Genomic DNA, 22,546 nt, shown 5'->3' on the forward strand with positions numbered 1-22,546 from the left:
CAGCGCAAGCAAACGTGCAATGTCATGCCTTTGAATTTGGCTCGCGGTACATCTGCACCAGCGTCGACGGATCTTTTTCCAGGAAACCCTGGCTCCCATGCAGTCGCATCAATTGCGCAGCCAATCCGCTGAGTGGCGTCGCCGAGCCCTGTTCGCGGGAAAACTTCACCGCAGTGTCGAGATCCTTGAGCAGCGTGCGCACATGCCACTTCACCGGTTCGAATCGGCTTTCGGCCATTTGCGGGGCGAGAATTTGCAAGGGTTTTGAATCGGCAAAGCCACCGGCCAACGCTTCGGCGATCAACCGCGCGTCTACCCCGGAACACTCGGCCAGCGCCACCACTTCAGCAATGACCAGCGCATTGCACGCCACGATCATTTGATTGCACGCCTTGGTCACCTGCCCGGCCCCGACGCCGCCCATGTGAGTAACACGCTGGCCCAGGTTCATTAACACCGTATGCACTCGCTGCAAGTCCTCGGTCTCGCCGCCGACCATGATCGCCAGGCTGCCGGCCTCGGCACCGATCACGCCGCCAGACACCGGCGTATCCAGCCAACTCATTCCGGTTGTGTCACTCAGCTGTTTGGCCATGTCTCGTGTCGCGCCGGGCTCGAGGCTGGAAAAGTCCACCAGCAACTGGCCGCTTTTCGCTCCCGCCGCCACCCCGGCCGGGCCAAAAACCACTTCACGTACAACGGCGGTGTCCGCCAGGCACAGCATGACGATGTCGGCGTGCTGACCCAGCTCAGCCGGAGTTGCCACTTGTCGGGCACCGGCCTCAACCAGCGGCGCGCACTTGGCCGGATTGCGGTTCCACACGGTCAGCGGATAGCCCGCAGCCAGCAGACGCCGGCACATTGGCAGGCCCATCAAGCCGATCCCGGCGAACCCCAACGAAGGTAGCGTTGACATCATTTAGCCTCCTTTTGGATTAAAGATCGCCGAATAGTGGCCGATTCATCATGACTAAGGAAAGGATTCCCCCCAGTGTTGCTCAGGCCCGTTCCTGAGTCTTGGGCCAAATACGCGCAAAAAAAGACGCGAGATCCCATTCCGTGAATGGTTCGACGACAGCTGTCGCTCAGCCAACAAGTCCAGGTAGATGGCGCACAATGACTTCTAAAAATAACCCGGCCACTACGGTCTCCGATCTGACACTGAGCCCCGCGGCGAACAGCCCCTCATCGTCGAAGCCATTGACCCCGGCGCGCCCGCTGGCCACTCAGCAGTACCTGTATTTCACCGAAACCAACACCGACCGTATCCTCGATAACCTCGATGGCCTGCGCGACATGGTGTTCCCGCGTCCGCCCCATCTGGAAGGCGTCAGCGAGCAGCACAACGACCAGGAATTCCCGTCGGTGTGCCTGATTGGCCTGGGTCGTTGCGGCTCCAACATCGCCCTGGACGTCGCGGAGCTGGTGTACAACGCCCGCAAGTTTTATCTCAACGAATTCAATAACGAAGACCGTCTGTCGCCGGACAAACGCTTTGCGGAAAAGGGCTACAGCCCGGCGCAATGGATTCGTAACAACCTGCGTCTGGGTACCAACAAGGGTGCCAAACCGGTGTTCCTGGTAGAGCCGCTGGTCATGCTCGGCGACCTGGACAAGGACATTGCCGGTCGCATCCGTTTCTCGCGCAAAGGCGAAAAGAGCGGCTTCCTGCGCGACTACAGCAAAATGAAAATCATGGACTTGTCGGAAGTCCACGCCGGTGGCGCCGGTAACGCGCCGATTCTCGGTCAGTACCTGGCCAAGATCATCCTGAACAAGGACACCCAGCGTTTCTCCAGCCCTGACTGGAAGATGATTCACTCGTACCTGATCGACAGCTGCGGGATCAAAGCCAACCAGTCGCGCCTGTACTTCTCGATCTTCAGCGCCGGTGGCGGTACCGGTTCGGGCATGGCTTCGGAATTCGGCCTGGCCCAGCAACACTCGTACATGAACAAGACGTTCGACACCAAGCCGATGGATGAACACGACGGCAAAAGCGGTCACTCCTTCGTCTTCGAGCCGATCTTCACCAGCGGCATTTGCGTGCTGCCGAACATTTCCGATCACCGCAGTGAAATGTCTGAGGCGCTGCACATCAACGCCGGACGCCTACTGTGTAAATACCTGTCGGAAGAGTGGGACTTCTCCTACAACTTCGCCAACGAAGACAGCAGCGAAGCCAGCGTCATGGGCCGTATCCGCCCATGGAACGCCATGATGCTGATCTCCAATGACATCATGCGTTATGCCGAAGAAAGCGATGACGGCAATATCCAGAACATTGACGTCAATGCGATGGAAAAACACGCCAACCAGTACATCTCGCAGCAGATATTCAACATTCTGACAGCGCAGGCGGTCACGACTGACTACGACCAGAACTATTTCCGTCGTGCCGGCATCGACATCGGCGAAACCATTCGCCTGGACGCCAACGACCTGTTCATGAGCCTGGCCGGCCCGGTGGCGATTGCCTACGCCGAATCCGTCGTCCCGGAAACCCCGCCGCCGAGCAGCGACAAGTTCAAGGTGTTCGAGAAAGAGCCGCAGCGCCTGAACATCGACGACCTGTTCTTCCGCTCCATCGACCTGCCGCACTTCAACAAGGTGACCCAGGCGATCGAGGGCATCAGCCTGCTGCCGATCGAGTCCAAGCGCTATCGCGCCTCGCTGGAGCAGTACAAGAATTCGGGTTACGACGCCGCGGCGCTGCACGACCTGCACTTTTTCAAGAACTGCTCGTCGGTGGTGTCGATTGTTTCGCTGCCAAAAGACTACAAGCTGTCCTACATGGACCTGAACCGGTTGAAGACTCACCTCAACAGCCTGTTCCCGAACACCACGCTCAAGCGTTATGCGCTGGTGATTGGCGCTTCGGCCAACTTGTCGCTGACCACCCTGATCGCCAAGAGCCCGTGCCTGTCGGACGACTTCCTGACGCTGATCGTGGCCTTCATCAAGCGCTGTTTTGCGAAAAACCCGTACCGTTTTGACGAGACGCTGGACAACTCGATCCTCGATTTCATCATTAATGAAGAGTTCGACGAAGACCGGATCGATGACTTGCTCAACGAGTTCGAAAACCCGGCGAAGATCCTCGATACCAACTGGTACGCGATCAAACCGATGTATGAGAAGAAGTACCGCGAGCTGATCAATGACAAAGACAAGTTTGTCTCGATCAACGATATTCGTCTGTCACGCGATTGCGTGAAGAAGGCGATCAAGTACCTGCGCGAGATCTACCGTCACCGCATCGGCAAGACCAAGGTTATTTCGCTGAATAACCATACGGGCAAAACCGCTTAATCAGCGGCGCCCCAATCGCGAGCAGGCTCGGCTCCTACAGGGACGATGTCGATCACAAATTTTGTGAACGCCATCGAACTCTGTAGGAGCCGAGCTTGCCCGCGATAGCGGCCTCAGATTCGCCACAAACCCAACATTCAGAAACAATTAAGCAGCCCTTCGGCTGCTCACTGAACTGTGCCCGTTACGTTTACGTTACCGTGATGCTGGCCCTGTACGTGGCCTTTCTCCACGGCAACGTGCCATCACGCTACTCACCTACACACTTTTTATCATCGGGGCCGAGCACTACTTTGGTGCGACGCTTTCGCTCGCTGCCCTTTCCTGGATCAGAATCCACGGGGAAACCACCACGGCCCACAGCTGCGGATCACGTTCAAAAAGATCCAGCGCCCGCGTTTCAGACAGCTTGGCGACCTTGTCGGCGGCCAGCCAGGCAGCCACTTTCTCGCCTTCATCCTGGGCCAAGGCCTCCGCGGCGGCGATCAAATCCAGGCCGGGGTCGACCCACAATAGGGCACCCTTGGCGAAGAACGGCTCCAACTCTTTCCAGGTAATAGATGCGGTTTCACCAAGCAGCTTGGCATAGAGGGTGCTAGGTTCTTGATTCATGGGACTGTCCGGAAATGAAATCGACGCAAATGATAACGTCGATAATCTGGCAGAAAAACCCGGATGCAATTGAGTCACTGAATTGAAAAGCGCAGGAACGCCAAGGAATGCACTGGATCCGGCTATAAGCCCCTCAATGCCCCGCCGCAATTCTGTCTTTTTCATTCAAAAAAGCGACACCCGCAGGATTTGCCCCCCGGCGCCGCCTTCCCAGGCTGACAATCGGCGCTCTACACTGTACCGGTACAGTTGCCGAGGGGCTTTTCCGGGGAATGTCGCAGATATCTGACCCGGTTCTGCTGCTTTCGGCGCCAGGACTATAAAAACTACAACAGTAAGAGTGGAGCACTATGACTAAGGCTACTAAGCAGATTTCCAAACTGTTTGCCGCTATGGTTCTGGCCGGGGTTGCCAGCCATTCGTTCGCAGCTGACACCATCAAGATCGGCATCGCCGGCCCTAAGACCGGTCCTGTAGCCCAATACGGCGACATGCAGTTCAGTGGCGCCAAAATGGCCATCGAACAGATCAACGCCAAAGGCGGCGTAGACGGCAAGAAACTCGAAGCCGTTGAATACGATGACGCCTGTGATCCGAAACAAGCGGTAGCGGTCGCGAACAAAGTCGTCAACGACGGCGTCAAGTTCGTGGTCGGTCACCTGTGCTCCAGCTCCACTCAACCGGCTTCGGACATTTACGAAGACGAAGGCGTGATCATGATCACCCCGGCTGCCACCAGCCCGGACATCACCGCTCGTGGTTACAAAATGGTATTCCGTACCATCGGTCTGGACAGCGCCCAAGGCCCTGCCGCCGGTAACTACATTGCCGATCACGTAAAACCGAAAATCGTTGCTGTTCTGCACGACAAACAGCAATACGGTGAAGGCATCGCCACCGCCGTGAAGAAAACCCTCGAAGGCAAAGGCATCAAGGTTGCCGTGTTCGAAGGCATCAACGCCGGCGACAAAGACTTCTCTTCGATCATCGCCAAGCTCAAGCAAGCCAACGTCGACTTCGTCTACTACGGCGGCTACCACCCAGAGCTGGGTCTGATCCTGCGTCAATCCCAGGAAAAAGGCCTGAAAGCCAAGTTCATGGGTCCGGAAGGCGTGGGTAACGACTCGATTTCGCAGATCGCCAAAGACGCTTCCGAAGGTCTGCTGGTAACCCTGCCGAAATCCTTCGACCAGGATCCAGCCAACGTTGCCCTGGCTGACGCGTTCAAGGCGAAGAAAGAAGACCCGAGCGGTCCGTTCGTATTCCCGGCCTACTCGGCTGTGGAAGTGATCGCCGACGGCATCAAGGCTGCCAAGTCCGAAGACACTGCCAAAGTGGCTGCTGCCATCCACGCTGGCACCTTCAAAACCCCGACTGGCGACCTGGCGTTCGACGACAAGGGCGACCTGAAAGACTTCAAATTTGTGGTTTACGAGTGGCACTTCGGCAAACCAAAAACTGAAGCTTCGCCTCAGTAAGGCTTTGCCTGACTGACTGCCAATAGAGCCCACGGCGTGCCGTGGGCTTTGTTTTACGAACGTTTTGGGCCGCGCTGGCGTGATCCGCCAGTCTCCCCACCTGAAAATCTCAAAACCGTCATCAGCGGTTCGCTGGCAAACCTCGCGTTCGAAGTGGATGCAGATCCACGGGGCTCGAGCGGGAAAATGACTCCACCAGTGAAATGCGTATCAGGTTTTTAGGAGCGCTGTAATGCCTGACATCTATCACTTTTTCCAACAGCTGGTTAATGGTCTGACCATTGGCAGCACGTATGCCCTGATCGCCATCGGCTATACGATGGTTTACGGCATCATTGGAATGATCAACTTCGCCCACGGCGAGGTGTACATGATTGGTTCCTACGTGGCGTTCATCGCCATCGCGGGCCTGTCCATGATGGGACTCGACAGCGTTCCGCTGTTGATGACTGCCGCTTTCCTCGCGACCATCGTCGTGACCAGTGCCTACGGCTACAGCATCGAACGGATCGCCTACCGCCCCTTGCGCGGCAGCAACCGTCTGATTCCGCTGATTTCCGCCATCGGCATGTCGATCTTCCTGCAGAACACGGTTCTGCTGGCGCAAGACTCCAAGGACAAATCCATCCCCAACCTGATTCCGGGCAACTTTGCCTTCGGGCCAGGTGGCGCACATGAAGTGCTGATTTCCTACATGCAAATCGTGGTGTTCGTGGTGACGTTCGTCGCCATGCTCGGCCTGACGCTGTTCATCTCCCGCTCTCGCCTGGGTCGCGCCTGCCGTGCCTGTGCCGAAGACATCAAGATGGCCAACCTGCTGGGTATCAACACCAACAACATCATCGCCCTGACCTTCGTCATCGGTGCTGCACTGGCGGCCATCGCGGCTGTGCTGCTGAGCATGCAATACGGTGTGATCAACCCGAACGCAGGTTTCCTCGTCGGCCTCAAGGCCTTCACCGCAGCGGTATTGGGCGGTATCGGCAGCATTCCCGGCGCCATGCTCGGCGGGATTGTGCTGGGGGTAGCGGAAGCCTTTGGTGCCGACATTTTCGGCGACCAGTACAAGGACGTCGTGGCTTTCGGTCTATTGGTTCTGGTGTTGTTGTTCCGGCCAACCGGCCTGTTGGGCCGTCCGGAGGTTGAAAAAGTATGACTAGGAATCTTAGACAGGCGTTGTTCAGCGCACTGTTAGTTTGGGCTGTGGCGTATCCGGTACTCGGGCTGAAGTTGACCATCGTCGGCATCAACCTGGAAGTCCATGGCACCAGCACCACCACGCTGATCACCATTGCCCTGTGCTCGGTACTGATGTTCCTGCGAGTGTTGTTCGACAAGTCGATCAGCGCGGCATGGAAATCCTCGCCGAACATGCCGGTGATGCCGGCCAAGGCCAGTAATTTCCTGACCCTGCCGACCACCCAACGCTGGATCATCATTGCGCTGATCATCGGTGCGCTGGTCTGGCCGTTCTTCGGCTCGCGCGGTGCGGTGGATATTGCAACGCTGGTGCTGATCTACGTGATGCTGGGCCTGGGCCTGAACATCGTGGTCGGCCTGGCCGGCCTGCTCGACCTGGGTTATGTCGGTTTCTATGCCGTCGGTGCCTACAGTTATGCGTTGCTGTCGCACTACTACGGTCTGAGCTTCTGGATCTGCCTGCCGATTGCCGGCCTGATGGCGGCCACGTTCGGTTTCCTGCTGGGCTTCCCGGTGTTGCGTTTGCGTGGTGACTACCTGGCCATCGTGACCCTGGGCTTCGGTGAAATCATCCGGCTGTTCCTGCGTAACCTGACCGACCTCACCGGTGGCCCGAACGGCATCAGCAACATTCCCAAGCCAACACTTTTCGGACTGACCTTCGATAAAACGGCCGCAGAGGGATTGCAGACCTTCCACGAGTACTTCGGTCTGACCTACAACCCGGTGAACAAGGTGATCTTCCTTTACCTGATCGCGGTGTTGTTGTCGCTGTTCGCCCTGTTCGTCATCAATCGCTTGCTGCGCATGCCTCTGGGCCGTGCCTGGGAAGCACTGCGTGAAGACGAAATCGCCTGCCGGGCGCTGGGGCTGAACCCGACGGCGATCAAGCTTTCTGCGTTCACCCTGGGTGCCTGCTTCGCCGGTTTCGCCGGCAGCTTCTTCGCTGCGCGTCAGGGCCTGGTGACACCGGAGTCCTTCACCTTCATCGAGTCGGCGACCATCCTCGCCATCGTGGTGCTGGGCGGCATGGGTTCGCAACTGGGCGTCGTACTCGCCGCCACGGTGATGATCCTGCTGCCGGAAATGATGCGTGAGTTCAGTGAATACCGCATGTTGATGTTCGGCGCCTTGATGGTGCTGATGATGATCTGGCGCCCTCAAGGCCTGCTGCCCATGCAACGTCCTCACATGGAGCTGCGCAAATGAGCCGCGAGATCCTGAAAGTAGAAAACCTGAGCATGCGCTTCGGCGGCTTGCTGGCGGTCAACGGCGTGGCCCTGACCGTGAAGGAAAAACAGGTCGTGGCATTGATCGGCCCCAACGGCGCCGGCAAGACCACGGTGTTCAACTGCCTGACCGGCTTCTACAAGCCGAGCGGCGGTAGCATCCTGCTGGACGGCGAGCCGATCGAAGGCCTGCCGGGCCACAAGATCGCCCTCAAAGGCGTGGTGCGCACCTTCCAGAACGTGCGGTTGTTCAAGGACATGACCGCGGTCGAGAACCTCTTGATCGCCCAGCACCGTCATTTGAACACCAACTTCCTGGCCGGCCTGTTCAAGACGCCGGGCTTTCGCAAAAGCGAACGCGAAGCCATGGAATTCGCCGAGTACTGGCTGGAGAAGGTCAACCTCAAGGCCTTCGCCAACCGCCCGGCCGGTACCCTGGCTTACGGTCAGCAACGTCGTCTGGAAATCGCTCGCTGCATGATGACCCGTCCGCGGATCCTCATGCTCGACGAACCGGCTGCCGGCCTGAACCCGAAGGAAACCGAAGACCTCAAGGCGCTGATCAGCGTGCTGCGTGAAGAGCACAACGTCACTGTGCTGTTGATCGAACACGACATGAAACTGGTCATGAGCATTTCCGACCACATCGTCGTGATCAACCAGGGCACGCCTCTGGCCAACGGCACGCCGGATCAGATCCGCGACAATCCCGAAGTGATCAAAGCCTACCTGGGGGAAGCGTAAATGCTGCAATTCGAAAACGTTTCCACCTTCTACGGCAAGATTCAGGCCCTGCACAGCGTCAACGTCGAAGTCCGTCAGGGCGAAATCGTGACGTTGATCGGCGCCAACGGTGCCGGCAAGTCGACCCTGCTGATGACGCTTTGTGGTTCGCCGCAAGCCCACAGCGGCAGCATCCGCTACATGGGTGAGGAACTGGTCGGCCAGAGCTCGTCGCAGATCATGCGCAAAAGCATCGCCGTGGTCCCGGAAGGTCGTCGGGTGTTCTCCCGCCTGACCGTGGAAGAAAACCTCGCCATGGGCGGTTTTTTCACCGACAAGGGCGACTATCAGGAACAGATGGACAAGGTTCTCGGACTTTTCCCACGCCTGAAAGAACGCTTCGCCCAACGCGGCGGCACCATGTCCGGTGGCGAACAGCAAATGCTCGCCATCGGCCGTGCGCTGATGAGCAAACCCAAGCTGCTGTTGCTCGACGAACCCTCGTTGGGTCTGGCGCCGATCATCATCCAGCAGATCTTCGACATCATCGAACAGCTGCGCAAAGACGGTGTGACAGTGTTCCTGGTTGAGCAGAACGCCAACCAGGCACTGAAAATTGCCGACCGTGCGTACGTTCTGGAGAACGGCCGGGTGGTGATGCAAGGCACGGGTGAAGCCCTGCTGACCGATCCGAAAGTGCGTGAAGCGTACCTCGGCGGTTAAGCCATTGCGGTAAACAGAAAACGGCCTTCGGGCCGTTTTTTTGTGCCTGCCATTTACATTGCAGACAATGCCCCCCCTGTAGGAGCCGAGCTTGCTCGCGATAGCGGTGGATCAGACAACAGTGATGTCGAATGACAAACCGCTATCGCGAGCAAGCTCGGCTCCTACAAGGGGTTGATGGTGTTTTGAGGTTTTTTTAAAAATTTTGGGCGCGGCTGTAACGCATCGCCATGACCTTTCTCTAGTGGGGTAAGCAAGCACAAACGCGTTCTTGCCAATCCTCAAAAACCGGAGAAACACCATGACTGCTACCACCCGCACCCTGTCCGCCACCGCACTGGTTCTGGCCCTCGGTTCTGCTTTGAGCATGGCCGCTGTTTCCACCGCCCACGCCGCCGACGACATGGAAAAATGCTTCGGCGTTGCCATGAAAGGCCATAACGATTGCGCAGCAGGCGCTGGCACCACGTGCGCCGGCACCTCGAAAACCGACTTCCAGACTAATGCCTGGAAACTGGTCCCTAAAGGCACCTGCGCGACGACTGCAAGTGAGACCTCGCCGACCGGTTTCGGTCAGATGGAAGCCTACAAAGCTAAAGCCAAAGCCTGATCTGAACCCCGCCTGAGTGTCGACCATGAACGCTTCAACGTTCGGGCTCCCGCCCCGCGCCGGGCTGGGGCTCAAGACCGAGCACTTCCGTGAAGTGCTCGGTTCACACCCGGACATCGGTTTTTTCGAAGTCCACGCCGAAAACTACATGGTGACCGGCGGCCCGTTTCATCACTTCCTGGGTTTGATTCGCGAGCAATACCCGCTGTCATTGCATGGCGTAGGCTTGTCGATCGGTGCTGAAGGTCCGCTGGACACTCAGCACCTCAAGCGCCTCGCCGCACTGATTGAGCGCTATCAACCCCACTCTTTTTCCGAACACCTGGCCTGGTCCAGTCATGGCCCGGCGTTTTTGAATGACCTGTTGCCTCTGGCCTATGACAACGCAACGCTAGACCGCGTCTGCGAACACATCGACCAGGTGCAGAGCACCCTGAAACGCCCGATGTTGCTGGAGAATCCGGCCACTTACCTGGCGTTCGAGCGTTCGACCATCGATGAAGCCGACTTCATCGGCGAAGTCATCCGCCGCACGAGCTGCGGGCTGTTGCTGGACGTGAACAATGTCTACGTGTCGTGCATCAATCATCGTCGCGACCCTTTGGCTTACCTCAACGCCCTGCCCTTTCAAAGCATCGGCGAGATTCATCTGGCCGGGTTTGCCGAAGACACCGACAGCCTCGGTGACCGCCTGCTGATAGATGATCACGGCGCCCCCATCGATAACGCCGTCTGGTCGCTGTACCAGCACGTGCTGGAGCGAACAGGCCCGATAGCGACTCTGATCGAACGCGACAATCAGCTGCCGGCCTTCAGCGTCTTGCACGCCGAGGCGCGTCAGGCCGATGAGCTCTTGCTGTGTGCCGGGGGTCGACCATGAGCACTCAAGCCGCATTTGCCGCCGCCCTGCTTGATCGCCAATTGACGTGCCCCGAGGGCTTGTTCAGCGTCAACGGTGCCGATCCCGCCAGCCGTTTCGCGGTGTATCGCAACAATGTGCAGAGCTCGCTGATCAACGCCTTGGCGCACAGCTACCCCGTAGTGGCGCAATTGGTCGGCGATGAATTCTTCCGCGCCATGGCCGGGATCTATTTGCTCGGCAATGCGCCCCGAAGCCCGCTGATAAAGGATTACGGCGACGATTTTGCGGACTTCGTCGAAGGCTTCGAACCGGCGGCCAGCCTGCCCTATCTGGCCGACGTCGCGCGATTGGAACGCTTGCGCACTGTCGCTTACCACGCCGCCGACGCTCAACCGCTGAGCCACCAACAGATCGGCGCAGCACTCGCCGATCCGCAAGCCCTGGTCGAATTGACTGTCGAATTTCATCCCTCCTTGCACCTGTTGACGTCAGCCTTTGCCGTGGTTTCGATCTGGGCGGCACATCAGCAAGACGCAACGCTGGCGGGGATCGATCTGAACGTTGGGCAACACACGCTGATCGTGCGCAACGAACTGGACGTGGAAGTCTTTGCCATCGACCCCGGCGCCAGCGCTTTCATCCAGAACCTGCAAAACGGCCAGCCCCTGATTCAGGCCGTGGAGTCCGCTCCCGCGTTCGACCTCAACCAGACCCTGAGCCTGTTGATCACCCACAACGTCATTACTCACCTTCATCACAACAAGGTAACGCCATGAACACTCAGAACCCGATCAGCCGCGCCATTGCGCTGCTGGAAATGATTCCACAGAGCCTGATCGCCTTCATTGCGCGGTTCTCCATCGCGGCGGTGTTCTGGAAGTCCGGGCAAACCAAGGTCGAAGGCCTGGCCATCGACTTGATCGATGGCACGTTCGAGATCAGTTGGCCACGCCTGGCCGACTCAACCATTCCATTATTCAAGAGTGAGTACCCCGTGCCGCTGCTCTCGCCCGAGGTCGCGGCACACATGGCGGCGTTCGCCGAACACTTCTTCCCGGCCCTGATTCTGATTGGCTTCGCCACGCGATTTTCGGCGCTGGCGTTGCTGGGCATGACCCTGACTATTCAACTGTTTGTGTACCCGGATGCTTACCCGACGCACGGCACCTGGGCGGCAGTGCTGCTGTATCTGATGGCAACCGGGCCGGGTAAATTGTCGATCGATCATCTGATCGCCCGGCGCTACTCCCGCTAACTCAGATCCCCTGTAGCAGCTGCCGAAGGCTGCGTTCGAACGCGAAGCGGTCGCAAAACCTGCAAACGCGGTTTACGTGTCAGACCACGGTGACTGACTTCACGACTGCTTCGCAGTCGAACGCAGCCTCGCAAGCTCGACAGCTGCTACAAAGGCCGTGCGAGGCTAAGCCGATCCAGCGCTTCGCCGCTGCGCTTGAACCAGCCGATCAGGTAATCCGCCAGCACTTGAGTACGTTTTGGCAGCCCGCCCTGATACGGGTGAACCAGGTACATCGGCATACGCCGCGTCTGATAATCGCGCAGGAGCCAGCGCAAACGCCCGTCAGCCAATTCAGCCTGCAACAAGTAGGACGGCAAGCGGGCGATACCGGCGCCGGCCAGTGCCGCTTTCTTCAGCAAGCTGTAGTGATTGCTGGCAAACGGCCCCGACACCCGCACCCGCAACAGTTCGTGTTGCTGGTGATACAACCATTCTTCGCGACCGCTGTAATGGCTGTTGAGCAGGCAACGATGTTCGGCCAAGGCCTGGGGCGTTTGTGGCTCTCCATACTGTTCAAGATACGCCGGGCTGGCACAGGTCATTTCGTGCCAGGCCAGTAGCGGCCGGGCCACCAGGCGCTCGTCGTTACCTACCTCGGAGCGAATCGCCAGGTCGAAACCATCCCGGGACAAGTCGTGAAACTGGTTGTTCAGATCAAGCTCGATCTGCACGCCAGGGTACTTGCCGGAGAACTCCAGCAATAAGCCATCGAAGAACGTTTCTCCCAGCGATACCGGCACCGTCATACGCACCGGCCCTGCCATATCGTCCTTCAACCGTGCCAATGCCTGACGCGCCCTCTCCACTTGTACGACCAGCGCCTGAGCTTGCGGCAACAGCGCCGCCCCCGCTGCTGTCAGGCTCAAACGTCGAGTGGTGCGTTGCAACAGCACCACCGAAAACCGCGTCTCCAACAGGCTGATGCGCTTGGATAATTGGCCCTTGCTGCAACCCAGTTGCTGCGCCGCCAACGTGAAACTCCCGGCTTCAATCAATACCGCAAACGCCGCCAGATCATCCATCTCACTCATGGATTGTTTCCAATTGAAAACCAAAGGTTGCCTATTAGTGCGCTTATCAACAAAAAAAACCACTCTAGACTGAGACCTCATTCAACCCATCGAGGAACAGCATGATGAAAATTCTATTGATCGGCGCAGGCGGCACCATCGGCTCAGCAGTCGACAAGGAACTGTCCCAGCGTCACGAGATCATTCGTATCGGTCGCAACAGTGGCGACTTTCAGGTGGACATCAGCGACAGCGCCTCGATCCGCAAGCTGTTCGAACAGACCGGCAAGTTCGATGCCCTGATCTGCGCCGCCGGCAACGTTACCTTCGCACCGTTGAACGACATGACCGAAGAAAGCTTCGCGCTGGGCCTGAAAGACAAACTGATGGGCCAGGTCAATTTGGTGCTGATCGGCCGTGAGTTCGCCAACGATGGCGCCTCGTTCACCTTGACCACCGGCGTGCTCAGCCACGACCCGATTTACAGCGGCGCCTCGGCGGCGCTGGTCAACGGCGCGCTGGACAGCTTCGTCCGCGCCGCCGCCATCGAACTGCCCCGCGGCCTGCGCGTGAACTCGATCAGCCCGAATGTGCTGGTGGAAGCCATGGGCAAATACGCGCCTTACTTCCGTGGTTTCAAACCGGTTCCTGCAGCCGATGTGGCATTGTCTTACGCCAAAAGCGTGGAAGGCTTGCAGACAGGTCAGACTTTTCACGTCGGCTGAGCCGGTTCAGGCTCAATCAACTAACGTGGGCAAGAGGTCTTTGGCGATGGCTGTCGGGATGGACACTCTGAACTGCGAGCCCAAGACCGATTGCACTGTCGCCGTAGAAACCTTCCAACCATTGATCAATAGCGTCAATTTCTGGCCTATCGACTCACGGGTAATACGCTGCATACGCTCAGTTGCTTCAGGACTGAGCGTGACATTCATTTCAAATTCTGAATGAAGTCTGTCGTTGTCCTTCAATAACAACTCCATTCGAGTGAAGTCGGTTGCCGAAGAAAAATTGATCTCGGCAGCCTGAGTGCCCGTGGCCCCCGTCATCACAATTAAAAACAACCAGAACTTCCAGCCCATTGTGTTCTTCATATCCGCTCCCTGTAAAAACGTGGCAGCTTACCTTTGGCACTCTGATACTCGGCATCGAAATCATTCACAAGATGTTGCCGGAAATCACCCTCTACTTTGTCTGAGAACAACTCCAGCCTTGTGATGAACGGTCAGGCTGAGTAACGTGACGGCACTTGTCTGGAGAGCCAAAGATGCGTGTTGCCCGTTCCTTAGTCCTTGTTGCCCTGCTGCCGCTGTTTGCCGCCTGTCAGTTGTTTGATGGCCCGCGTGAAAGCGCCTCCCACGTGGGCCAGACCCGCATGCAGGGCCAGTTGACGGCGGCGGGCGGCAACTTGCTGTTCCAGCCATGCAATGAACAGCGCAGTTATGTGGTCAACGACACCGGCGGCACCAGCGTTCTGCAACAGGCCGCGTCCCTGGCTGATAAACAGGGCAAGTTGTTCGCCGATGTGCGTGGGCGCATTGTGGCCAGTGGTGCCGAGAGTCGCCTCGATCTGGAACAGCTCTACCGCGTCGAGCGCTCGGGCACGGCGTGTGACGATCCCAATTTCAAACTGCTGATTTTGCGCGCGGCCGGCCACTCGCCAGAGTGGAGCGTCAAAGTCAGCGGTAAAGGCATGGTGATTGATCGCGCCGGTCAACCGCCTCTGGCCCTACCGTACGTGGAAGAACAACTGGGCGATGGCCGTTTCAACCTCGGCACCGAAGCCAATAACCAGCACATCGAACTGTGGGTCACGCCGCAACGTTGCGTCGACAGCACCACCGGCAGCGTCCAGCACATGAGCGCAGAACTGCGCATCAATGGTCAGGTACAGCGCGGTTGCGGCTATTTCGGCGGTTCGCGTAACGACTGATCGTTTAAGCCTCACGGGAATCTCCTTTGGGGCTTATAATCACCGGTTTCAAACGCCTTGGCGCAGTTGTGCGCCCCGCGAACCGGGTCCTGCCATGTTACGAATCACCGAACTCAAGTTGCCGATCGACCATCCCGAAGAAGACCTGCGCCCTGCCATCGTGCAGCGCCTGGGCATCGCCAGTGATGACCTGCTCGATTTCACCTTGTTCAAGCGCAGCTACGATGCGCGAAAAAAGTCCTCCGAACTGTGCTTCATCTACACCATCGACCTCACCGCCAAGGATGAGGCGACGTTGCTGCACAAGTTCGCCGATGACCGTAACGTCAACGTGGCGCCGGATGTCAGTTACAAAGTGGTCGGCCAGGCACCGGCCGATTTGCAGCAACGCCCCGTGGTTGTGGGTTTCGGGCCGTGCGGGATTTTCGCCGGGCTGTTGCTCGCGCAAATGGGCTTCAAGCCGATCATCCTCGAACGTGGCACCGAAGTGCGCCAGCGCACCAAGGACACTTGGGGCCTGTGGCGTAAAAGCGTGCTCAACCCTGAATCCAACGTCCAGTTCGGTGAAGGCGGCGCAGGGACGTTCTCCGACGGCAAGCTCTACAGCCAAATCAAAGACCCGAAATTCATCGGCCGTAAAGTGCTGCACGAGTTCGTCAAGGCCGGCGCCCCGGAAGAGATTCTCTACGTCAGCAAGCCACACATCGGTACGTTCCGTCTGACTGGCGTAGTGGAAAACATGCGTGAGCAGATTCGCGCACTGGGCGGCGAAGTCCGCTTCCAGCAACGTGTCACCGATGTGTTGATCGAGGATGGCCAACTGGTCGGCGTCGAGCTAAATGGCGGCGAGCAGATCCACTCCAAACACGTGATTCTGGCCCTCGGCCACAGCGCCCGGGACACCTTCCGCATGCTCCACGGCCGTGGCGTGTTCATGGAAGCCAAGCCGTTCTCGGTGGGTTTCCGCATTGAACACCCGCAGTCGCTGATTGACCGCGCGCGATTGGGCAAGTACGCCGGCCACCCGAAACTCGGGGCGGCCGACTACAAACTGGTGCACCACGCCAAGAACGGTCGTTCGGTCTACAGCTTCTGCATGTGCCCGGGCGGCACCGTGGTCGCGGCGACGTCCGAGCCGAACCGCGTGGTCACCAACGGCATGAGCCAATACTCGCGTAACGAACGCAACGCCAACTCCGGGATCGTCGTCGGCATTACCCCGGAAGTTGATTATCCGGGCGGCCCGCTGGCCGGTATCGAGTTGCAGGAACGCCTGGAATCCCACGCCTTTGTGCTGGGCGGCAGCAACTACGAAGCGCCGGCGCAACTGGTCGGCGACTTTATCGCCGGCAAGCCGTCCACCGAACTGGGCAGTGTCGAACCCTCCTACAAGCCAGGCGTTGCCCTGGGTGATTTGGCCCTGGCCTTGCCGGAATTTGCCATTGAGGCGATTCGTGAAGCGTTGCCAGCGTTCGAGAAGCAGATCCGCGGTTACTCGCTGCATGACGCCGTATTGACCGGCATCGAGACACGCACCTCGTCACCGTTGCGCATTACCCGTAACGAATCGATGCAGAGCCTGAACGTGAAGGGCTTGTTTCCGGCGGGTGAAGGCGCGGGTTATGCGGGCGGGATTCTGTCGGCGGGTGTGGACGGTATTCGGATTGCCGAAGCTGTGGCCCGCGACATCCTGGGCCTTGAGGCCTGACATAATTCTTTGCCACAACACAAGACCTGTGGGAGCCGGGCTTGCCCGCGATGGCGGCAGATCAGTCAACATCTTTGTTGAATCTGAATCCGCCATCGCGGGCAAGCCCAGCTCCCACAGGGATCTTCAGTGTTTGAAAGATCTCAGATATTGGCGCGCAACACGCTGGCCGGCAGCGGCTCACCGCGCTCGACACTCGCCGCCACGGTAGCCATCAAGCCACTCAACTCATACCCCTGGCCCTTGAGCCAATCCTGATCGTAATAGGTGGTGGCATAACGCTCGCCACCATCGCACAGAATCGCCACGATCGATCCCGACTCCCCCGCCGCGACCATCTGCTGCGCCGCCATCAGGGCGCCGATCAGATTGGTCCCGCTCGATCCGCCAACCCGTCGCCCCAGGCGCTGTGCCAGGTAGTGCATGGCCGCCAGCGACAACGCGTCCGGCACTTTGACCATGGCATCAATCACCTTGGGCAGGAACGACGCTTCCACCCGAGGCCGGCCGATGCCTTCGATCCGCGAACCGCACTCCAGGCGCAGGCTGGCATCACCCGTCTGGTAGTAATCGAAGAACACCGAACGCTCGGCATCGGCGCACAGCACGCGGGTGCAATGCTGGCGATAACGCACGTAACGACCCAGCGTTGCGGTTGTACCACCCGTGCCAGGGCTGGAAATCAGCCAGCTCGGCTCGGGGTGCTGCTCGAAACGCATCTGGTGGAAGATCGATTCCGCAATGTTGTTGTTCGCTCGCCAGTCAGTGGCGCGTTCGGCGTAGGTGAACTGGTCGATGAAATGACCATCATGCTCTCGCGCCAGCCGTTCGGACTCGGCGTAGATCTGAGTCGGGTCGTCGACCAGATGACTCTTGCCGCCATAGAAAGCAATTTGCGCGATTTTTTCCTTGGAGGTGGTCGCCGGCATCACCGCAATGAACGGCAGTCCCAGCAAACTGGCGAAATACGCCTCGGAAATTGCCGTAGAACCGCTGGACGCCTCGATCACCGGTGCACCGGGCTTGAGCCAGCCGTTACACAGCGCATACAGAAACAGCGAGCGCGCCAGGCGATGTTTCAGGCTGCCGGTGGGGTGGCTGGATTCATCCTTGAAATACAGTTCGATGCCCGGAAAACCCGGCAGCGGCAAGGGGATCAGGTGGGTATCGGCGCTGCGCTGGAAGTCCGCTTCAATGATCCGGATAGCTTCGCGGGCCCACTGTCGATTGTCGCTCATGATGGTTTTCTCGTGGAGTCAGGCAAAAGTCGGCCTTTGCGTAAGGCCTATCCCTCGAAGCTTAGGAAAAAACCTACATCACGCACAGGTACAGCTGAGGCCCAATACGGCCGACAACTGCTAGGCTCAAGTCCGGCCCCGTCCTCCACCTTGTTACGCAATATAACAAAAAAGAATATAACTTTTGTTTTAACAACTAACAGTACGGGTTAGGGTGTGCCACCTTTTGAATTTATCGATGGAGAGCGACCTTGCCTCTGCGTAGCACTTTCACGCGTTTCTTTCAGTTGGAAGCTGCCAGCGGTCTGTTACTGATCGCCGCGGCAGCCCTGGCTTTAATCATCAACAACTCGTCCCTGTCGTGGCTCTATAGCGGGCTGCTGGACACCCCTGTCGTCGCTCAGATCGGCGCGCTGAAAATCGCCAAACCGTTGCTGCTGTGGATCAACGACGGTCTGATGGCGATGTTCTTCCTGCTGATCGGCCTGGAAGTCAAACGCGAAGTCCTCGACGGCCAGTTGTCGCAGCCCTCGCAAATCGTCCTGCCGGGCGCCGCTGCCATTGGCGGGATGGTCGTGCCGGCGCTGGTCTACTGGTTCTTGAACCGTGATGACCCGACCGCCTTGGGCGGCTGGGCCATCCCGATGGCCACCGACATTGCCTTTGCCCTCGGCGTGCTCGCCTTGCTGGGCAAGCGGGTACCGGTGTCGCTGAAGCTGTTCCTGATGACCCTGGCGATCATTGACGACCTGGGCGCGATCATCGTCATTGCCATCTTCTATTCCGGCACGCTGTCGACGCTGTCCCTGGCACTGGCTGCCGCCTGCATCATCGCGTTGATCACCATGAACCGACTCGGTGTGGTGAAGCTCGGGCCGTACATGATCATCGGTTTGATTCTCTGGGTCTGTGTGCTCAAGAGCGGCGTCCACGCAACACTCGCCGGTGTGACGTTGGCGTTCTGTATTCCGCTGCGCACCAAAAACGCCGAGCCTTCACCGCTGCTGACCCTTGAACACGCCCTGCACCCATGGGTGGCTTACGGCATCCTGCCGCTGTTCGCCTTCGCCAACGCCGGCTTGTCCCTGAGCGGCATCACCGTTGAAAGCTTTACCCACCATGTGCCGATGGGCATCGCGATTGGCCTGTTGCTGGGTAAAACGGTGGGCGTTTTCGGCCTGACCTGGCTGGCCGTGAAAATCGGCATTGCCACCCTGCCCCAAGGTGCGAACTGGGGCCAGGTGCTGGGTGTGGCGATGCTCTGCGGGATTGGTTTCACCATGAGTCTGTTTGTCGGCTCCCTGGCATTCGAACCAGGCGTCAGTGACTACGCCGGGATGGACCGGATGGGCATCTTGACCGGCTCGATTCTGGCCGCACTGATCGGATACGCGGTGACGGCAATGGCCAGTCGCAAGAGCCTCGTTCTGCAATCCTGAGCGTTAGAGAACGCTCTTAGCGATATTCAGGACTCGTCCTACAGCCACGATTAGCCTCCTTCGTTAACGTCGCACAGCTCCTTTTTCGGGAGCTGTCGACGGACGAACGCAAGGAAGCTCAGTGGCTGGCAACAAGGACGTTCCCAGGGTTAAAAACCCACCCTCCGGTGACGGTCATCACGTCACCCACCGCTTCATGACGGCTACTGAACTGGCCGAGCGGGATGCACGACAATCCGCTTACGACGCCATGCTCGCCCGCCAGCAAGCCTTTGAAGATCGCCTTCAAGGCTCGGCGAAAAAGGACGAAACCGTTCGCGCCGGATGCGTCTTCGCCAAGTCCTGCAACTTGCCGGACGCCATCATTGATTACTCGAACCCTTCTGGCGTCGTTCCGACTGATAGCCTCAAGGATTACGGTGAAATCGCCTGGCTTGGCGCTCGTGACGTAGGCGATGCCGGGCTACTGAATCTCGAAACCATCAGTGGCAGTACCCTCTCGCTCGGCATCGGCCGGCTCGCCCTAAGCGCCCCCGCTCTTGCTGCTCCGGCCCTGGGCCTTGGCGCTGCCGGGGCCGCGACATTGGCCGGTGTTGTTGCCTTGTTCTGGACACCTAGCCTGGGTGCCAGCGCGCTGTATACCGAAGACCAACTGCGCGCCCTGAAACAGGCCAGAACCCGCGTTCGTTTGCAGGTCGAGCAACAGGCTGATGGCAGCCTCAAGGGCTACGGGTTCTACACCGGGAAAAATCGCGACTGGGAAATGGTGGATGTCGTGCAGTTCACAGCGCGCGGCAGTCAGCAGGTGGCGGATCTCGGGGACGGTGTTGAGCTGATCTGGACACCGGCTGTGGATGGTTCAGACATCCTTGGCATTCCTGCGCTGGAGGCCGCACCGCAAGCGCCGCACATTTGGGTGTATCCGCCTACGCCAGCGGCGGACAGCATTATCGTCAACCCGATGTATCCGCCTGAGTACAAGGACTTCATTCTTGTGTTTCCGGTGGGGTCGGGGGTGAAGCCGTTATACGTGGTGGTGGCAAGGCCTATCAGTGGTGACCACAGCTATCATCCCCCACCAAAAACTCTACCGGCATTCCCCGACGCGATTCCGGTTCAGACTAAAGGAAATCGAAAACGGTGGGAAAGTAAGAAGCGCATTTATGAGTGGGATTACCAACATGGCGCCGTCGAAGTGTACAACTGGGCAGGGGATCACTTAGGGGAGTTTGATGCAAAAACTGGCAAACAGACCGGAAAAGCAAAACCTGAAAGACGGACATCAACGAAGTAATGATGAGGGACAAGAATGATATTTATCGCGATCAGTGGATTTTTCCCGGAGCCGAATCCCGACAATTCGTTGCAATATGAAAAGGATGTGCCGCAAGTCTTAGAGGCTGCAGTTTTGAAAGTCATGGGCTGGTCAACCTTGCGGGATGTGCCTATGGGTGAGCACTCACTCTCTCCCGATCAAGCCAGCGTGATTATGAATTTGGTGGGGGATCCCTTACGAGAGGACCTGACGTACTACATGGGACTTTGTAGCCAAGACTAGTGGCATCGAACCAGCCACAGCGGGAAGCACAGACACAAAAAACCCCGACCAGTCACCTGATCGGGGTTTTCTTTTACCCGTTCCCGCTTAGTGCGAAACGCGGCTAGTCCCGTCAACAGTCGCAATCCGTACCCGCTCACCTACACGGAATACTTCATTCTCCTGCACCTGCTGGACATAGGCGCGCATGCTGCCGTCGTCTTCGCGAACGGTGATTTCTACGCCTTGAGTACGAGTCAGGCCTTCTTCAGCTGCCGAACCCACCAGGCCGCCGGCGACTGCGCCGATAACAGCAGCAACGATGCTGCCTTTGCCGCCACCGATGGAGCTCCCGCCAACGCCGCCGACCGCTGCACCGGCGAGGCCGCCAATCGGGGTTTTGGTGCCTTCGATTTTCACCGGACGCAGCGCTTCGATGGTGCCCATACGAATCGTTTGAACACGACGCGCTTCATCACGGGAGTAGGAGTCACCGGTCAGGCTCGATTGGCAGCCAGTGAGTAACATCGCCATCGTGGAAAAGGAAGCAACCAACAAAACAGACTTACGCATAGCATCAACTCCAAAAGACAGGTATTCATTAAACTCCGCAGCTTGACGCCTGTCACGGCATCGCCCGGATAAAAATGGTTTGATTCAGGCCCGGTACAGGCGCTACCACGAACTCACCACACAGTAGCGGCATTATCCGGAATCTGCGCCGCTGCCCCAAGGATTGTCATGGATTACTTCATCATCGTCGTCACTACCGTCGCGGGTCTGTATTTCCACTGGTGGTTGTACGTGCGGATAAAGCGCTGGATGGACCGCGACCTGGCGTTGGCCCTGGCGGGTAAAGACGAGCAGAAAAAAGCTTTCATGCTCCAGCAACTGGCGAACGCTCAGGCGCAGAAGATCAAGCGCCGGGACCTGCCGCAGTGGCTTGAGGCCGCTGCGGAAGGCTATCACGATCGGTAGACTGTTTCAGGGTGCCAGACGTTCAAGAATCCAGTCGGCGCCCTGTAAACGGTAGTTGAGGCGGTCATGCAGACGGCTTGCGCGGCCTTGCCAGAACTCGATGCGCTCCGGCAGCAAGCGATAACCACCCCAGTGATCCGGACAATGCGGTGCCGTGTCGCTGAAACGTTGCTCGGTGTTCTTGAGCAGCGCCTCCAGTTCCGCACGATCAGCAATCACCCGACTCTGCGGTGATGCCCAGGCACCGAGCCGACTGCCCAGCGGACGAACCTGGAAATACGCATCAGACTCTTCAGGCGAAACCTTCACCACCCGACCTTCGATACGCACCTGGCGCTCCAGGGCCGGCCAGAAAAAGGTCATGGCCGCGAACGGATTCGCCGCCAGATGCTGACCCTTGGCACTTTCGTAGTTGGTGAAGAACGTAAAACCCTGCTCGTCCAGGCCTTTGAGCAACAGAATGCGGCAATGTGGCCGACCGTCCTGATCGACGGTCGCCAAGGTCATGGCGTTCGCCTCCACCGGCACCTGCTCGGTTTTCACCGCATCGGCAAACCATTGGTGGAACAGCCCGAACGGCTCTGTCGGTGCTTGAGCCTCGGTCAGGCCATCACGGGTGTAGTCACGACGCATATCAGCCAGGCGCTGGGTCATGGC

The 22,546-nt window shown here is 58.4% G+C and carries 24 protein-coding genes; 17 read left to right on the top strand and 7 right to left on the bottom strand.

Annotated features, from left to right (window positions below; translation table 11 throughout):
• Positions 1 to 22: 22 nt before the first annotated feature.
• Positions 23 to 919: an NAD(P)-dependent oxidoreductase gene (locus tag BMS17_RS08355; protein WP_077430765.1), complete on the bottom strand. Its 897-nt coding sequence runs from the start codon at positions 917 to 919 to the stop codon at positions 23 to 25.
• Positions 920 to 1,116: 197 nt separating this feature from the next.
• On the opposite strand from BMS17_RS08355, the gene BMS17_RS08360 reads away from it, so the two are divergent.
• On the top strand, positions 1,117 to 3,312 hold the full coding sequence (locus tag BMS17_RS08360) for a hypothetical protein (protein WP_046029366.1): 2,196 nt from the start codon (positions 1,117 to 1,119) through the stop codon (positions 3,310 to 3,312).
• A gap of 288 nt (positions 3,313 to 3,600) precedes the next feature.
• Here BMS17_RS08360 and BMS17_RS08365 read toward each other — a convergent pair whose 3' ends face one another.
• Positions 3,601 to 3,924, bottom strand: coding sequence for a DUF2288 domain-containing protein (locus tag BMS17_RS08365; protein ID WP_046029365.1), 324 nt, complete (start codon positions 3,922 to 3,924; stop codon positions 3,601 to 3,603).
• Between the two features lie 350 nt (positions 3,925 to 4,274).
• Here BMS17_RS08365 and BMS17_RS08370 point away from each other — a divergent pair, with 350 nt between their 5' ends.
• The 9 genes from BMS17_RS08370 to BMS17_RS08410 all read left to right on the top strand — a co-directional run bounded on the left by BMS17_RS08370 (position 4,275) and on the right by BMS17_RS08410 (position 12,004).
• Entirely contained in the window at positions 4,275 to 5,402 is a 1,128-nt protein-coding gene (locus BMS17_RS08370; RefSeq protein WP_077430766.1) for a branched-chain amino acid ABC transporter substrate-binding protein, read from the top strand.
• Between the two features lie 232 nt (positions 5,403 to 5,634).
• On the top strand, positions 5,635 to 6,558 hold the full coding sequence (gene livH / locus BMS17_RS08375) for a high-affinity branched-chain amino acid ABC transporter permease LivH (protein WP_046029361.1): 924 nt from the start codon (positions 5,635 to 5,637) through the stop codon (positions 6,556 to 6,558).
• On the top strand, positions 6,555 to 7,811 hold the full coding sequence (locus tag BMS17_RS08380) for a high-affinity branched-chain amino acid ABC transporter permease LivM (RefSeq protein WP_046029359.1): 1,257 nt from the start codon (positions 6,555 to 6,557) through the stop codon (positions 7,809 to 7,811). Before livH ends, BMS17_RS08380 begins: the two co-directional genes overlap by 4 nt.
• On the top strand, positions 7,808 to 8,575 hold the full coding sequence (livG, locus tag BMS17_RS08385; protein WP_046029357.1) for a high-affinity branched-chain amino acid ABC transporter ATP-binding protein LivG: 768 nt from the start codon (positions 7,808 to 7,810) through the stop codon (positions 8,573 to 8,575). The genes BMS17_RS08380 and livG overlap by 4 nt, the downstream gene beginning before the upstream one ends.
• Complete coding sequence (locus BMS17_RS08390; RefSeq protein ID WP_007947260.1) at positions 8,576 to 9,277, top strand: ABC transporter ATP-binding protein; 702 nt, start codon at positions 8,576 to 8,578, stop codon at positions 9,275 to 9,277.
• Between the two features lie 301 nt (positions 9,278 to 9,578).
• Positions 9,579 to 9,887, top strand: coding sequence for a DUF2282 domain-containing protein (locus BMS17_RS08395; protein ID WP_077430767.1), 309 nt, complete (start codon positions 9,579 to 9,581; stop codon positions 9,885 to 9,887).
• Between the two features lie 25 nt (positions 9,888 to 9,912).
• Positions 9,913 to 10,767: a DUF692 domain-containing protein gene (locus tag BMS17_RS08400; protein ID WP_077430768.1), complete on the top strand. Its 855-nt coding sequence runs from the start codon at positions 9,913 to 9,915 to the stop codon at positions 10,765 to 10,767.
• Positions 10,764 to 11,525 (top strand): DUF2063 domain-containing protein, encoded by a 762-nt coding sequence (locus BMS17_RS08405; RefSeq protein WP_077430769.1) that lies wholly within the window; start codon positions 10,764 to 10,766, stop codon positions 11,523 to 11,525. Before BMS17_RS08400 ends, BMS17_RS08405 begins: the two co-directional genes overlap by 4 nt.
• Complete coding sequence (locus BMS17_RS08410; RefSeq protein ID WP_046029349.1) at positions 11,522 to 12,004, top strand: DoxX family protein; 483 nt, start codon at positions 11,522 to 11,524, stop codon at positions 12,002 to 12,004. Before BMS17_RS08405 ends, BMS17_RS08410 begins: the two co-directional genes overlap by 4 nt.
• 146 nt (positions 12,005 to 12,150) lie before the next feature.
• On the opposite strand, the gene BMS17_RS08415 is transcribed toward BMS17_RS08410, so the two are convergent.
• Positions 12,151 to 13,077 (bottom strand): LysR family transcriptional regulator, encoded by a 927-nt coding sequence (locus BMS17_RS08415; protein WP_046029348.1) that lies wholly within the window; start codon positions 13,075 to 13,077, stop codon positions 12,151 to 12,153.
• Between the two features lie 104 nt (positions 13,078 to 13,181).
• Here BMS17_RS08415 and BMS17_RS08420 point away from each other — a divergent pair, with 104 nt between their 5' ends.
• The gene (locus BMS17_RS08420; protein ID WP_046029347.1) at positions 13,182 to 13,781 is read left to right on the top strand and encodes a short chain dehydrogenase; all 600 of its coding nucleotides are present in this window, start codon (positions 13,182 to 13,184) and stop codon (positions 13,779 to 13,781) included.
• Positions 13,782 to 13,793: 12 nt separating this feature from the next.
• Here the strand turns inward: BMS17_RS08420 and BMS17_RS08425 are convergent, their stop codons facing one another.
• On the bottom strand, positions 13,794 to 14,150 hold the full coding sequence (locus BMS17_RS08425; protein ID WP_046029346.1) for a hypothetical protein: 357 nt from the start codon (positions 14,148 to 14,150) through the stop codon (positions 13,794 to 13,796).
• Between the two features lie 173 nt (positions 14,151 to 14,323).
• Between BMS17_RS08425 and BMS17_RS08430 the strand changes: the two genes are divergently transcribed.
• Both BMS17_RS08430 and BMS17_RS08435 read left to right on the top strand, forming a co-directional pair.
• Positions 14,324 to 14,989: a COG3650 family protein gene (locus BMS17_RS08430; RefSeq protein WP_077430770.1), complete on the top strand. Its 666-nt coding sequence runs from the start codon at positions 14,324 to 14,326 to the stop codon at positions 14,987 to 14,989.
• A 94-nt stretch (positions 14,990 to 15,083) separates the two neighbouring features.
• Positions 15,084 to 16,697 carry an NAD(P)/FAD-dependent oxidoreductase gene (locus BMS17_RS08435; protein WP_046029341.1) on the top strand — a complete coding sequence of 538 codons (1,614 nt, stop codon included), beginning with the start codon at positions 15,084 to 15,086 and terminating at the stop codon, positions 16,695 to 16,697.
• Between the two features lie 143 nt (positions 16,698 to 16,840).
• Here BMS17_RS08435 and BMS17_RS08440 read toward each other — a convergent pair whose 3' ends face one another.
• The gene (locus tag BMS17_RS08440) at positions 16,841 to 17,938 is read right to left on the bottom strand and encodes a PLP-dependent cysteine synthase family protein (RefSeq protein ID WP_175649017.1); all 1,098 of its coding nucleotides are present in this window, start codon (positions 17,936 to 17,938) and stop codon (positions 16,841 to 16,843) included.
• 248 nt (positions 17,939 to 18,186) lie between these two features.
• Here BMS17_RS08440 and nhaA point away from each other — a divergent pair, with 248 nt between their 5' ends.
• The 3 genes from nhaA to BMS17_RS08455 all read left to right on the top strand — a co-directional run bounded on the left by nhaA (position 18,187) and on the right by BMS17_RS08455 (position 20,932).
• Complete coding sequence (gene nhaA, locus BMS17_RS08445) at positions 18,187 to 19,374, top strand: Na+/H+ antiporter NhaA (RefSeq protein WP_046029337.1); 1,188 nt, start codon at positions 18,187 to 18,189, stop codon at positions 19,372 to 19,374.
• Between the two features lie 121 nt (positions 19,375 to 19,495).
• Positions 19,496 to 20,668, top strand: coding sequence for an S-type pyocin domain-containing protein (locus tag BMS17_RS08450; RefSeq protein ID WP_077430772.1), 1,173 nt, complete (start codon positions 19,496 to 19,498; stop codon positions 20,666 to 20,668).
• Between the two features lie 15 nt (positions 20,669 to 20,683).
• Positions 20,684 to 20,932, top strand: a complete 249-nt coding sequence (locus BMS17_RS08455; protein WP_052961880.1) for a pyocin S6 family toxin immunity protein — start codon at positions 20,684 to 20,686, stop codon at positions 20,930 to 20,932.
• 87 nt (positions 20,933 to 21,019) lie between these two features.
• On the opposite strand, the gene BMS17_RS08460 is transcribed toward BMS17_RS08455, so the two are convergent.
• Positions 21,020 to 21,484: a glycine zipper 2TM domain-containing protein gene (locus BMS17_RS08460; protein ID WP_046029333.1), complete on the bottom strand. Its 465-nt coding sequence runs from the start codon at positions 21,482 to 21,484 to the stop codon at positions 21,020 to 21,022.
• A gap of 168 nt (positions 21,485 to 21,652) precedes the next feature.
• On the opposite strand from BMS17_RS08460, the gene BMS17_RS08465 reads away from it, so the two are divergent.
• Positions 21,653 to 21,889 carry a hypothetical protein gene (locus BMS17_RS08465; protein WP_046029331.1) on the top strand — a complete coding sequence of 79 codons (237 nt, stop codon included), beginning with the start codon at positions 21,653 to 21,655 and terminating at the stop codon, positions 21,887 to 21,889.
• A gap of 6 nt (positions 21,890 to 21,895) precedes the next feature.
• On the opposite strand, the gene pdxH is transcribed toward BMS17_RS08465, so the two are convergent.
• Positions 21,896 to 22,543: a pyridoxamine 5'-phosphate oxidase gene (gene pdxH, locus BMS17_RS08470; RefSeq protein WP_046029329.1), complete on the bottom strand. Its 648-nt coding sequence runs from the start codon at positions 22,541 to 22,543 to the stop codon at positions 21,896 to 21,898.
• Positions 22,544 to 22,546: the final 3 nt, after the last annotated feature.

The organism is Pseudomonas sp. C9 (assembly GCF_002000165.1).
Classification (GTDB): domain Bacteria; phylum Pseudomonadota; class Gammaproteobacteria; order Pseudomonadales; family Pseudomonadaceae; genus Aquipseudomonas.